Origin of the sequence: Flavobacterium sp., from assembly GCF_046293665.1 — a bacterium.
In the GTDB taxonomy this organism is placed as follows: Bacteria; Bacteroidota; Bacteroidia; order Flavobacteriales; family Flavobacteriaceae; genus Flavobacterium.
Genome location: NZ_JBKBOL010000007.1, coordinates 22069 through 36871 on the forward strand (window position 1 = coordinate 22069; position 14803 = coordinate 36871).

Genomic DNA, 14803 nt, shown 5'->3' on the forward strand with positions numbered 1-14803 from the left:
ATAAGTTAGGTTAAATCTAATTTATTCATTCACGTTGCTCCCCAAAGCTATTAGATCAAACAAAAGGATACTCATAAAAATTCATTATGAAACAAAATTATATTGCCATTTTATTACTGTTGGTTTGTCAGTTTGGGGTAGCCAATGAAAAAAATAATTTATTAGTGCCTTCGGCAACGATAACCGGGACGACAACGATTTGCCAAAATTCAGCTAGTCCTTTAATAACTTTTACTGGTACTGGAGGAACAGCTCCGTATACGTTTACATATAAGATAAATAACGGAAGTAATTTAACTATTACTACTACTGGAAATAATAGTACAGTTACAGTTTCTGTTAGCACTATAAATCCAGGAGTTTTTAATTACAGTTTAGTAAGTGTTGAAGATTCAGATAATCCTCCTGGTTCAGTTAATGTCTTAGGAAATGCCATCGTTACGGTAAATCCTCAAGCAAACGCAGATTTGAATTCATCCGCAAATTCAATTGTTTTCAATGGTTTTACCACTTTCAGAGAATGTTCAAATCAAGCCGCCTCGATTGATTTTTTTAATGCTTCAACTACAACTGCAACAAATACAAACTACACAATTAATTGGGGTGATGCTTCTCCTAATTTTACTGGTACATCATGGACAAGTTTATCTCATACCTACCAGGTAGGATTATGGACATTGACATATACAATAACAGCACAAAATGGGTGTAATATTGTCAAAATTTATAAAGTATTCGTGGGAAATAATCCAGCAGTTGGATTAGGAAATCCCGGCAACACTGATATTTGTATTTCATCTTCTTTAACGTTTCCTATAACAGGCACTGATAATAACCCTCCTGGCACAACCTACGTTGTAACATTTAATGATGGTTCTGCGCCAGTTAATTTTAATCATCCGCCTCCAGCTTCAGTAACTCACAATTTTTTAATTAGTTCCTGCGGAACAACAAGTACATCAGGCAGTACTACTTATCAAAATTCATTTTTTGCTAGTATTGCAGCAATAAACCCATGTGATCAATCTTCTGCTTCAGTTGTACCAATCAGAATATCAACACCTCCGGTAGCTAATTTTAATTTACCACAAACTACTGTATGTATTGGTAATCAATTATGCTTAACTAATACTTCTACAGGAGGAGACTCAGCTTCTTCTGCAAGTTGTTCAACTCCTAAATTAATTTGGACAATTTCTCCCAACACAGGGTATACTTTAAGTAGCGGTACATTAGGAAATGATTTTGGTTCACCAAATACCAATTCTTGGACAAGTGGAAGTGCCTCAATATGCCCTGTTTTTTCAATAAATGGGACTTATACAATTAAGTTAAAGATTGGAAATAGATGCGGGATAGATGAAATTACAAAAACAATATGTGTTCAATCAACATTAACTCCACAATTTACTTTAAATACAAACTCAGGTTGTATTCCATTAGCTGTAGTAGCTACAAATACAACAAATTTGACGAATCAATGTTCGGCACCAACTTACCTTTGGGCAGTTACATATACGCCCGCATATTGTGGAACTTCAATAACCCCTATCCCAAATCAAACTACGGCAAATGCTTCCTTTAACTTTGTAGAATCAGGAAGCTATTTAATCAGATTGACAGTTACTAATTCATGTGGCAGTACAAATACAACTCAAACAGTCGTTGTCAAAAAACCACCAACAGTTACTATGACTCCCATCAGCAACACATGTGGCTCGGCAAATATAACCCCAACTGCTAATGTCACTAATTGTGCTCCAACAGGAGGAACTCTAACGTATGCTTGGAGTTTTCCGGGAGGAACGCCTGCGAGTTCAAATACATTAAATCCGGGATCTATAAGTTATCCTACTGGAGGTCCTTATACGGTTTCTTTTACCGCTACAAACGAGTGTGGCGTTTCAAATACGGCTACTCAAAGTTTCTCAGTCAATACAGCACCGGTTATCACTAATACGACTTTAAGTCAGACCATTTGTTCAGGTTCTCAAACTACATTGGTAAACCTAACAGCTAATCCACCGGGAACTACATTTTCTTGGACTGCAACAGCAACTGCTGGTATCACAGGATTTACTCCTTCAGGAACGGGGAGTACAATTCCTGCTCAGACCATCACAACAACTAATCCCAACGCAGGTACAGTTACCTACGTAATCACACCAACGTTTAATAATTGTGTTGGGCCAACGGTTAGTTATGTTGTTAATGTCAATCCGGCTCCATCAATAACAACACAACCTGCTTCCAGTTCAGTATGTTTGGGTGGAACACCGACAGCTTTAACAGTTACTTTGAACAGTTCTGCAATCACACCAACCTATCAATGGTATTCCAATACAGCTAATAATACAACGGGAGGAACTTTAATTCCTGGAGCTATAAATGCTACATTTAGTCCGCCATCTACCACAGTAGGAACTTTATATTACTATTGTGTAATTACTTTGTCATCTGGTGGCTGTTCTAGTTTAACTTCTTCAATTGCAACAGTTACTATCAATCCATTACCAACTATTAATACGCAACCTCAGGCTACACAAAATATCTGTGTTGGAGGAGCAATAAATGCATTAACAGTGTCTCACACAGGAGGCAATGGGACAGCATCTTATCAATGGTATAGTAATATTAATAACTCAACTACCGGAGGTACACCGGTTGGGACAAATTCACCATCTTATACACCATCGGTATTTTCTACGGCTGGTACATTTTACTATTATGTTATTGTGAGTTTAAGTGGAAATGGGTGTGGTACTGCGACGAGTAATACGGCTGAAGTAGTAGTTTCGCCTGATCCAATTATTTCAGTTCAACCCTTAGCTACTCAAACCCAATGTCAGAATGCAACTGCTGCTCCGTTAACAATTTCGGTTAGTGGTGGAGTTGGGACTTTCAGTTATCAATGGTATAGTAATGCAAATAACAATACAACAAGCGGTACGATAATACCCGGAGCAACAAGTAGCACTTATTCACCTCCAACCACAACTATTGGAACTAGATACTATTATTGTATAATAACGCAAACCGGTTTGGGATGCTCAGTTACCAGTGCGACTGCAGCTGTAGTTACTGTTCCGGCACCATCAATATCAACTCAACCATTGGTTAGTCAAACAGTCTGTTTAAATGGAGCAACAACTGTTTTGACAATTAATTATATAAATGGTATTGGAACACCTTCTTACCAATGGTACAGCAATATTTCCAATTCAAATGCTGGTGGAACATTGTTGTCTGGAGAGACAAATAATAACTATACGCCACCATCTTCACCTGTAGGAACTAATTATTATTACTGTATTGTAACATTTACTTCTGGTGGTTGTACAAGTGCTACTTCAAATACAGCTGCAGTAGTGGTTAATGATTTACCTGTTATCAATACCCAACCACTTTTGACTCAAAATATCTGTGTTGGAGGCATTATTAGTGCTTTGACAATTTCTTATAATGGAGGTGTTGGAACTGCCGGTTACCAATGGTATAGCAATACTTCAAATAACAATTCAGGAGGAACATTAATAACCGGAGCAACTTCAGCAACTTATACACCACCTGTTTTCAACAATGCTGGAAATTATTACTATTATGCTGTAGTGACTTTGAATGGAAATGGCTGTGGAACTGTAAATAGTAATACAGCAGAAATAGTAGTATCACCAGACCCTACGATTAATAGTCAACCATTAACCACTCAAACACAATGCCAGAATGCAGTTGCCACAGCTCTAACAATTACAGCTTCGGGTGGGATAGGTACTTATAACTACCAATGGTATAGTAATACTAATAATAACAATACCGGCGGTACTCTAATATCAGGAGAAACGTCAAGTACATTTACACCTCCGACAACAACAACAGGAACAAGATATTATTATTGCATAGTAACACAAACCGGATTGGGCTGTGGAGTGACTAGTGACGTATCTACAGTAATTGTAGTACCAGCCCCTATTATTACTACCCAACCTCAATCGGCAACGGTATGTGAAGGTTCAGTTTTATCCCCTTTAACGATTGCTTATAACAACGGAACAGGAACAGCAAGTTACCAGTGGTACAATACTAATGGTTTGATTCCAGGAGCAATCAATAATACTTATACGCCGAGTAATACAGTTACGGACACTTATTACTGTGTAATTACTTTTTCTTCTGGAGGATGTACCAGTATTACTTCAAATTCAGCTGTCATAACAATTAATCCACTGCCTATAATAGATGTCCAGCCATTAAATACTCAAAGTATTTGTGTCGGAGGTTCAATTACTGCTTTACAAGTCTCTTACAGTGGAGGAGTAGGAACACCAACCTATCAATGGTATAGTAATACCTTGAACGCAACTACAGGGGGAACCCCAGTTGGAACCAATTCTTCAAGTTATGCTCCACCTGTATTTAGTTCGTCGGGTAGTTTTTACTATTACGTTACTATTAGTTTAAATGGAGCAGGTTGTGGCCTTATTACAAGTGATGTTGCAGAGGTAATAGTGGTGAATGATCCAATTGTAACTGTACAGCCAATGGCAGTACAAACACTTTGTCAAAATGAGTCAGCCACTGCATTGTCAATTTCAGTTTCAGGTGGAATAGGAACTAATTACACTTATCAATGGTATGTTTCTTCAACTAACGATACTTCATCAGGAACAGCAATTTCAGGGGAAACAAATCTAGTATACATACCTCCAACAAGTAACGCCGGAACATTGTACTACTATTGTATAATATCCCAACCAAATGGAATTGGATGTAGTGCAACTACTAATATAGCTGCTATTACAGTTAATTTAGCACCAGCTATAGCTGATCAGCCAATTTCAAGTATAATCTGTCTTGGCCAAAGTCCAACCCTTTTGTCTTTTACTATTACTAACGGTGTTGGTACTCCAACTTATCAGTGGTTTAGCAATAGTAGCAATTCAAATACAGGAGGCACTTCAATTCCGGGAGCAACAAATGCTACTTACAATCCACCGGCAAATGTTTCAGGAACCATCTATTATTATTGCATAATAACTTTCCCTTCGATAACTGGAGGATGCTCTGTTATTTCAACTGATACAGCTGAAGTAACCATAAATCCAAATCCCGAAATTGCTAATGAAGCTGTTACGATCTGTAGTAATACTTCTTTTGCTATAACTCCAATAAACTCAGGAGCTAATATAGTTCCGGTAGGCACAACTTATGTTTGGTCAACTCCGGTGGTAAATCCATCCGGTTCTGTAACAGGAGCAACTTCCCAAAGTATTGCTCAAAATCAAATCAGCCAAACTCTAGTAAATACTACTACAAGTCCGGCTACAGTTACTTATACAGTTACCCCAACTTCGGGTATTTGTATCGGCAATGATTTTACAATAACTGTAACAGTTAATCCTGCTATTAATCCTAATGTTGTGGCGACAAACAGCACTTGTTTCGAGATTAATAATGCTTCTATTACTACTAATATAACCGGTGGTATACCTTTTTCAACAGGATCGGCATATTTAATCAATTGGACCGGTCCAATTGGATTTGTCTCATCAGCAAATAATATTACTGATTTAGTACCGGGGACTTATAATCTTACCATTGATGATGCAGGAGGTTGTCCTTTTACAAATTCTTATGTTGTTACTGAACCAACAGATATTGTAATCACAGTTGATAGTGAGAATGATATCACTTGTTTTGGAAGCGCTAACGGCAGTGTTAATATAACAGTTACAGGAGGAACTGGTAATTATACATATACTTGGACGCAGAATGGAGCTTTTTATGCAAGTACTGAAGATATTACTAATCTTAGTCCCGCAACTTATATCGTATCAGTGACAGATGCCAACAATTGTGGTCCAAAAACAGCAACTTTCACTATAACACAACCTCCATTATTAGTAGTTAGTTTATCAGGTCAAACGAATGTTTTGTGTTATGGGGCTGCTACAGGAGCTATAACCGTTACTGTTTCGGGTGGTACTCCGGATCCTATTACATCAGACTACAACTACTCATGGACAGGTCCAAACGGATTTTCAAGTACAACGCAAAATTTAAGCAATATTTCCGCCGGCACATACAGCCTAACAGTTACAGATAATCAAGGATGTGTTAAAAACCTAACCGTTGAAATTAACCAATCCACCGAGATAATTATCAGTTATACCACTACACCTATAACCTGTTATGGTGCTAATAATGCCTCCCTAACAGCAACCATCTCAGGAGGTAACGCACCTTATCAATACCAATGGAACAATTTGGCTACAACGTTAAATCAAACCAATTTGTCTGCTGGAACCTATATTATAACGGTTACTGATGATGTGGGTTGTATAAAAGTCCAAACCATTGTCATCCCCGAAGCACCTGTCTTTACAGTAAACCCTATAGTGACTAATGTTACTTGTTATGGAGCTAACAATGGAAGCATCAACCTAAATTTAACAGGTGGGATTGCACCCGTAGCTTTAACTTGGAGTGATGGAAGTACTTCGGGACTTATTAGAAACAATCTTCCTCCTGGGACATATACAGCAACCATATCCGACGGCACTCCTTGTTTTATAGTTCGAACATTCACTATTGTACAGCCGCAACCTTTGGTTCTTTCTGCTAACATTACCCATCCACTGGATTGTAATGTAGCCAATAGTGGAGCAATAAATTTAATTGTATCCGGAGGTACTGCACCATTTAATTATAGCTGGAGTAATGGTTCAACTATAGAAGACTTAACAAGTCTAAATGCCGGTAATTATTTGGTAACAGTAACCGACGCAAACAACTGTGTCGTTTCTGGACAATACTCACTAGTGAGACCAGCTCCAATTCAAATTGCAGTTACAACTCAAACCGATTTTGACTGTGCCGCCCATGAAGTAACTCAAAATTTTGTTGCTCAAGCTAGTGGTGGTGTTCCGCCATTTCAATACCAATGGTCAAGCGGTAATGTTAGTGGAGCCAGTGGACAAATAATGAATTCAGACACCAATGGAACAGTAATTTTAACTGTAACAGATAATGTGGGCTGTACCGCAAATTATACGGTAGATATTGATAATCCTGAAATAGGATATGCATCGTTTGAGCCAACATCGTTTGGTTATACAACTTACGGTATCTATTCCATTGGCGACCCTATCCAATTTAACAGTACCATTACAGGAGATTATATCTCGGTTTCTTGGGATTTCGGCGATGGTACTTTTTCAACTGAATTAAATCCGGTGCATACTTATCTTATCCCAAGAGATTATGTAGTCACTCAAACAGTAACTTATCCTTTTGGATGTGTTTATATACAGACCATTACTTTAATAGTTGAAAAAGGATATTTATTAGTAGTGCCAACAGCATTTACACCTAACAACGACACTGTAAACGACACTTACCGTCCGGTAACCAAAAGACTTAAGGAAGTTCAGTTAGATATTTATGATACATGGGGTTCGCTTATTTATACAGAGAAAGGCGATGTTCTGGTTGGTTGGGATGGCAAAATAAAAGGATTCAATGCCGAAAACGGAAACTATTATAGTAAAGTGACAGCAGAAACATTCTATGGAACCATTGTGAATGAGAATCAAACTTTTGTTTTAATCAAGTAAATGCCAAAATGATATGAAATTTAAATTTATTCTAGTTACAGCATTCACTTTGATTACAACTTTTAGTAATGCTCAGGACCCAATATTCACTCAATTCTATCTTGTTCCTGAGACTTTAAATCCTGCATTTACCGGGATTTCCAATACATGGAATGCAGGTATAATTCACAGGCGTCAATGGCCGGATGGCAATCGTAAAATAGACACTCAGTTTGGCTTTGCCAACAATTTAATAAAAGATGAAATTGGCGTTGGAATAACCGTCTTAAATCATAATGAAATATTTACAGGTTACAATTATTTTAAGTTCAATGGAACCTTCTCCTATCGCATTGATTTGGATTATGATTGGAGATTAAGATTAGGGCTCGAAGCAGGTTATGGTCGGAAAGACTTTAATTTTAATAATCTTTTATTGGAAGACCAAATCAATATCAATACAGGAGCTATTAGTCCCGGAAGTGTTGACCCGGGTGTGATGGATTATAGCAATAAGATTAACTTCATGGATTTCTCTGCCGGGTTTGTATTTGATCAGGAAGATGCATGGTTTGGAGTAGCAGTAAAACATTTAAACAGGCCAGATATTTCTTTCAGAGAAAATGCCAATGTACCCTTAGATTTATTCATATCTGTTCATGGGGGATATTTTTATGAATTTTTCAATTCACCTTCTAAACTAATACCTGAAGGTACAAACCTGCTGATAACAGCCAATTATATGAGACAAGGACAATACAATAGATTGGACATTGGAACAGTGATGGATTTCAGTCGATTTAGTTTTGGACTAATTGCTGTGACAAATCCCGAAGGAAGAGCCTCAAATAGTCATTTAATCACTTCTCTAAATCCTGTTCTTTCATTTAAAAGTAGTGAGTTTACTTTCGGGTATTCTTATGATTGGAATACTTCAAAGATTGGTAGAACCCAAGGAGTTCATGAGCTATCCCTAACCTGGCAGTCGAGTTATCGCTGTGATCGTTGTGATAACTATAAAGTTAAATTAAAACGCAACGGAGAGTCAGGCTATCAAAAAATGTAAAGTTTTAAGAACTATTTATAAACACCCTTTTGGGTGTTTTTTTTTTTTTTTTGGCTTTACGGAAAACCGTAAATAACTCATTTATAATGGTTTTAAGTTTGTTCTACATCTAACTCAAGACAAATGGAACTACAAATACAACTCAAAGCCCTAGCCGATAAAATCAATTTGTTGAAAGATAAAATCGAAACCGAGGAATCAACAAAACATGCATTCGTATTGCCGTTTATAAATATACTAGGTTATGACACCTTTAATCCTACCGAAGTAGTTCCTGAATTCACAGCTGATTTAGGCCTTAAAAAAGGAGAGAAAGTAGACTATGCCATAATTCAAAACGGAGAACCTATTTTAATCATTGAATGCAAAAACTGGAAAGAAAACCTATCTGTTCATGGCTCGCAATTGTTTAGATATTTCCACGTATCAAAAACCCGATTTGCATTATTGACCAATGGAATCACTTATCAGTTTTTTACTGATTTAGATGAGAAAAACAAAATGGATCAAAAGCCTTTTTTAGAGTTTGATATCACTAATTTAAAAGACAACAGCATCAATGAAATAGCCAAATTTCATAAATCAAGTTTTGATGTAAATAATATAGTCAGTAATGCCAGTTCCTTGAAGTATATCAAAGAAATTAGAAAGCAAATCGACAATGAATTGACGAACCCATCTTTTGAATTTATTAAACTTTTTGCCAATAAAGTATATTCCGGTAGATTAACCGAAAAAGTAATGGAAGAATTCAAAGAGCTTGTTAGTAAAGGTTTTAATCAATTCATCAATGAGAAAATTAACGACCGACTAAACGCCGCGCTGAATAAAGAAGCCCAAAATCAAAGAGCCGATCAAATTGAAACTATTGAAGATGAAAGTAAAATTTTTACTACCGAAGAAGAAATGGAGGGATATAGAATTGTCGTTGCCATTTTACGCCGAAAACTGCCGGTTGATAGAATAGTTTGTCGTGATACCCAATCCTATTTCGGAATTCTTTTAGACGATAACAACCGCAAACCCTTGTGTCGTTTACACCTCAATGGCGGTAAAAAGTATATTGGACTTTTCAATAATGACAAAAATGAAAAGAGAGAGCTCATTCAATCGGTAGATGATATCTACCAATTTGAAAAAGAGTTACTGGAAACCGTTAGGTTGTATGAAACTGAGTAATTAACAATTTAAGCATAAAATTATGGCAACATCGCACGAAATTAAATGTATTAATAAATCAGACAGAACGAATATTCATGAAAGAATAGTAAATGTTGGAGGAATAAATTCAGATGGAACTAGATGGAAAATAACCGAGACTGAAGCAATTAACGGAATAGAATCTGGAACATGGTTATTTTATGTTAGTAATGGTGTTAGTAGAGTAAATGTTATTATTGCAAAAAGTGCTGCGGGTTATAAATACCTGAAAACTGAAGCTGACAATTCTACATCAAATAATTTACTTTACTTGCCAGAATGTCCATAATCCAATAAATTCTTTAAATTAATCAAACACCTTGACAAGGTGTTTTTTTTATAAAAAAAAGTCCCGCCGAAGCAGGACTAAAGATTTTCATCTACGGCATATAGCCTTATTGTGATAAGATTAAAGATTAGAAATTTTAATCTAAAACAAATATAAGTAAAAAAGAATTAACCTACTTTACGGTTTTCCACATTAAGGCTAATATTATTTTTTTAACTTTAAAAATTGATTTAATAACAAGAAGTTATGGCAAAAATATTAGGATTAGATTTAGGTACAAATAGTATTGGATGGGCGTTGATTGATGATAAACTAAATAAAATATTAGGGGTTGGGAGTAGAATATTTCCGATGGGAGTAATTGATTTAGGTAATGGTGAAAGTGAAATGTCTAAAAATTCAAGCCGAACTGGGGCTAGGGGTGTTAGAAGGCAATTTTTTAGAAGAAGATTGAGAAAGAAAGTTTTATTGAAAGCTTTGTCTGAAAATAGAATGTGTCCAATGATAGCTCAAGATTTTGAAGATTGGAAAAAGACTAAAACGTTTCCTTCAGAAAAGTTGGCTTCATGGTTCGCTATAAATCCTTATGAATTACGTTATAAAGCATTGAATGAGAAACTTAGTCTTGAAGAAATAGGACGTTTGTTGTATCATTTAATTCAAAGAAGAGGTTTTTTAAGTAACAGCCGAAAAGGAGGTAGTGATGATGGTGCTATTTTTAAAGGTAATATTAAAGAAGGGAAAATAGGGATTGATGATACATTGGAAAGTATTGAAGGACAAACTTTAGGCTCTTATTTATATTCTATTTATCCAAAAGAGAATCAACCGTTCAAAGATGGTTTGGAACGCATTAGAAACCGGTATACTACAAGAAAAATGTATGTAGATGAGTTTGAAATGATATGGAATAAACAAGCCCAATTTCATACTGCTTTAAATGAAGATTTGAAACAACTATTTGGTGGTAGAAAACAAGATGGCTACAAGGAGGATGGAATTTTATTTCATCAACGACCTTTGCGTTCTCAAAAGCATTTGGTTGGGAATTGTTCTTTTGAGCCAAATAAAACAAAATGCCCTATAAGTGCGATACCTGTTGAATTGTATAGAATTTATCAATGGGTTAATACTGTTGAATATAACGGAAAGAAAATATCGAGTGAAGAGAAAGATAAGATAATTGAGCAGTTGCTGTTGTCTGATAAAATTGAGTTTAAAAAACTTCGAAAGGCAATAGGAAAGGAAAGCGCAGAGTTTAAGTTTAATTATAAGGATGATGATAGGATTGTGGGCACCCATACCATATCACATTTAGCGAATAAGAAATTCTTTGGACAAAGATGGTTTGAATTTACAGAGAAAGAGCAAGAAGATATATGGCATGTGTTGTATTTTTTTGATAGTAAATCTAATTTGAAAGAGTATGCGATAAAGCATTGGGGATTTACTGAAGAACAAGCAGAAGCTATTTCTAAGTTTAATGTAAAGGATGGTTATGCTAGTTTAAGCCGTAAAGCTATTGGTAATATCTTACCATTTTTGAAACAAGGTTTTGTTTATGATATTGCTGTGGCATTAGGCGGAATTAAAAATGCTTTTGGCGAGCAATGGGAAATACTTGATGATAGTCAAAAGAGTTTTATTATTGATAATGTTCCTGATATAGTGAGAGCTAAAATAACGGGCGGTTATATTGATACTATTAAAGACTTGCTTCGTAAAGAGTTTGGCTTTACAGATAAACAATTAAAAAAACTTTATCATCATTCTACTACTATAGATGCTCAAGTATTATTAGATAAACTGCCTGTTGGCAAAGATGCCGATAAAGAGTTACAGGCTATTAGAAATCCGATAGTTATAACGGCTTTGTTTGAGTTGCGTAAATTGGTTAATGAACTGATTGATGAGCATGGCAAGATTGATGAAATTAAAGTGGAAATGGCAAGGGATTTAAAAATCTCTAAAATGCAGCGTAACAAAATTAGAAGAGAGCAAAAACGGCTGGAGCGTGAAAATGACAGAGTGAAAGACCGTTTGAAAGAAGAAGGACAGCGAATAACGCATGATAATATATTATTATATAAACTGTGGGAAGAGTGTAAAAAGACTTGTCCTTATACGGGAAACCCTATACCGTTACATAAACTTTTTAGTGGTGAAGTACAGATAGAACACATTCATCCATGGAGTCGCTCATTGAATGATAGCTTTAATAATAAAACTTTATGTTATGCTGATGAGAATAGAAGAAAAGGTGATAAAACACCCTTTGAGTTTTATGGCGGTGATGAGCAAAATTGGAGCGCTATAAAAGAACGTGCCTTGAAATTATTTTCGGACACTAAAGAATATCCAAATGCGTATCAAAAATTCAAGCGATTTGTACAACAAAAATTTGATGAAGATTTTAGCACACGACAGTTAAACGATACTCGTTATATAAGTAAAGAGGCCAAAGAATATTTGTCGCAAGTATGCAAAAATGTTATTGTTTCTCCGGGGCAAGCTACTTCGAATTTGCGCCAAAAATGGGGAATGAATAATATATTGAATGATGAAAATGAAAAGACACGTGAAGATCATCGTCACCATGCTGTTGATGCTTTGGTGATGGCTTGTACTAAAGTTTCTTATGTTCAGGAATTGTCAAAATGGAATAGGTATAATAGAAATTCTGAATTAAAGGAATTTCCTTTGCCTTGGGAAGGTTTTAGAAGAGATGCCGAAGTGGCTGTTGAGAAAATATTAATTTCTCATAAGCGAACTACTAATGATATAACTGTTAGAACACATACGGTTGAAAAAAATGGGATAAAACATAAAAATGTCGGTGTTGCTGCTAGAGGACAGTTGCATTTAGAAACCGTTTTCGGACAGAGAAACTTTAATGGAGTAAGTGCATTCCACGTCAGAAAGCCAATAGAATCAAGACAGACTGAAAAGCATATTCATAAAATTGTAGATGAGACAATTAAGTTGTTGATTTTGAAAAGAGTCAAACAGTTGGGAGGTTTTATAAAGGGTAATGTACCACCAAATACCTATTTTATAGTAGATGAAAATGGTAAAAACCAACCACAAATATTCTTACCAAACAAAAATGGTGATTCAATACCAATTTTAAAAGTAAGAATTAAAGAAAATATTGGAGGAGCTGTTCAATTGGGAAATAACATAAACCAATGGGTAAATCCAGGAAACAATCATCATGTATTAATTTATAAAAATGAAAAAGGAAATTTTAAAGAGGAAGTTGTTACTTTTTGGACAGTTGTAGAAAGAAAGCGACAAGGTTTTCCGGTATATCAGTTGCCAAGTGATGGAAAGGAAATTGTAACCACTTTACATATTAATGATATGTTTTTGTTGGGAGTTAATGAAGATGAGGTTAATTGGGAAAGTCCGGATTATGAATTGTTAGTTAATCATTTATATAGAGTTCAAAAATTAACATCAGGAGATTATTTTTTCAGAAAGCACAAATCTTCTAATGTAACTGATGATGATTATAAACAAATAAGAGGTTTTGGGGAAGGTAAAACGGGATGGTTTACTTTTAATCCAATTAAAGTGAGAATTTCAGTTACAGGAAAAATACAAAAAGTGTCAAGATAGTTTTGTCATTTCGACGAAGGAGAAATCACATAATATTGAATAGTGTAATCAAGTTACTCATTCGTTAGCATCACAAAAAGAACAGTCAAAAATAATAAAGAAATAAGTTAAACGATAACAGGAAAAGTATGAATAATGACATGATAGAGTATAATGAAGGTCACTAAACTTTTTATGTTTATATTATCACAAATAAATATCGTTCTACATATTATATTGGTATGACTAACAATCTCGGTGAACGATTAAAGCAGCATAAAAAAAACATTGAGGAAGGAATTAAGACTTTTGCATCGAAATACAACATTGAGTTTTTAGTGTACTATGAAAAGTTTACTTGGGTACAGGATGCAATCGCTAGAGAAAAGGAATTGAAGACTTGGAGAAGGGAAAAGAAATTGGATTTAATTAGGAGTTTTAATCCTGAATTTGAATTTTTGAATGATAGGTTTGTGAATAATAAATAGTTTGTCATTTCTAGTTTGTCATTTTTAGTTTGTCATTTCGACCATCGGGAGAAATCACATAATCTTGAATAGTTTGATAAAATTTCTCCCGATGGTCGAAATGACAAAAATGAAGCAAAAATTAAAGAAATAGAAGTTCTTTGACATAAAACTTTTAATCTTAAACAACCAAACCACAACGGAGTTTCGGCGATAGCTCACTCAGTTGTGGTTTGATTAAAGATTAGAAAACACGATATTAAGGTTGGCAAATGGTTACTGCCTTTGACCGTTGTGGTTTGATTAAAGATTAGAAAACACGATATTTTACCCTAAACTTTAAACCATGGAAATTCAGTTGTGGTTTGATTAAAGATTAGAAAACACGATATTGTAGAGGTCTTTTTGATTTTATCAAACAACGTTGTGGTTTGATTAAAGATTAGAAAACACGATATTTTGGTATAAAAACAATATCATAAGTTTTTAGTTGTGGTTTGATTAAAGATTAGAAAACACGATATTAGTACCTACCGGAATGTTAGTAGCAACCGTGTTGTGGTTTGATTAAAGATTAGAAAACACGATA

General features: G+C 35.2%; 6 protein-coding genes and 1 CRISPR repeat array (1 of these 7 cut by a window edge). All 6 genes read left to right on the forward strand.

Annotated features, from left to right (window positions below; translation table 11 throughout):
• Positions 1 to 86 precede the first annotated feature (86 nt).
• The 6 genes from ACK4R1_RS10635 (at position 87) to ACK4R1_RS10660 (ending at position 14235) form a co-directional block, all read left to right on the forward strand.
• Positions 87 to 7613, forward strand: a complete 7527-nt coding sequence (locus ACK4R1_RS10635; protein ID WP_409686655.1) for a PKD-like domain-containing protein — start codon at positions 87 to 89, stop codon at positions 7611 to 7613.
• A gap of 13 nt (positions 7614 to 7626) precedes the next feature.
• Entirely contained in the window at positions 7627 to 8658 is a 1032-nt protein-coding gene (locus ACK4R1_RS10640) for a PorP/SprF family type IX secretion system membrane protein (protein ID WP_409686657.1), read from the forward strand.
• A 123-nt stretch (positions 8659 to 8781) separates the two neighbouring features.
• Positions 8782 to 9837: a type I restriction endonuclease gene (locus tag ACK4R1_RS10645; RefSeq protein ID WP_409686659.1), complete on the forward strand. Its 1056-nt coding sequence runs from the start codon at positions 8782 to 8784 to the stop codon at positions 9835 to 9837.
• A gap of 22 nt (positions 9838 to 9859) precedes the next feature.
• A complete protein-coding gene (locus ACK4R1_RS10650) occupies positions 9860 to 10147 on the forward strand; it encodes a DUF3892 domain-containing protein (protein ID WP_409686661.1) in 288 nt (95 codons plus the stop codon).
• A gap of 246 nt (positions 10148 to 10393) precedes the next feature.
• Positions 10394 to 13768 carry a type II CRISPR RNA-guided endonuclease Cas9 gene (gene cas9 / locus ACK4R1_RS10655; protein ID WP_409686663.1) on the forward strand — a complete coding sequence of 1125 codons (3375 nt, stop codon included), beginning with the start codon at positions 10394 to 10396 and terminating at the stop codon, positions 13766 to 13768.
• 182 nt (positions 13769 to 13950) lie between these two features.
• Complete coding sequence (locus ACK4R1_RS10660; protein WP_409686884.1) at positions 13951 to 14235, forward strand: GIY-YIG nuclease family protein; 285 nt, start codon at positions 13951 to 13953, stop codon at positions 14233 to 14235.
• Between the two features lie 204 nt (positions 14236 to 14439).
• A CRISPR array of direct repeats spans positions 14440 to 14803; the repeat unit is 36 nt; unit sequence GTTGTGGTTTGATTAAAGATTAGAAAACACGATATT; it runs 2833 nt beyond the window's last position.

What these genes read in the sequence shown, in the direction of transcription:
- ACK4R1_RS10640 (WP_409686657.1), top strand. Translation starts at nt 7,627, where the DNA reads ATGAAATTTAAATTTATTCTAGTTACAGCATTCACTTTGATTACAACT.
- cas9 (WP_409686663.1), top strand. Translation starts at nt 10,394, where the DNA reads ATGGCAAAAATATTAGGATTAGATTTAGGTACAAATAGTATTGGATGG.
- ACK4R1_RS10650 (WP_409686661.1), top strand. Translation starts at nt 9,860, where the DNA reads ATGGCAACATCGCACGAAATTAAATGTATTAATAAATCAGACAGAACG.
- ACK4R1_RS10635 (WP_409686655.1), top strand. Translation starts at nt 87, where the DNA reads ATGAAACAAAATTATATTGCCATTTTATTACTGTTGGTTTGTCAGTTT.
- ACK4R1_RS10645 (WP_409686659.1), top strand. Translation starts at nt 8,782, where the DNA reads ATGGAACTACAAATACAACTCAAAGCCCTAGCCGATAAAATCAATTTG.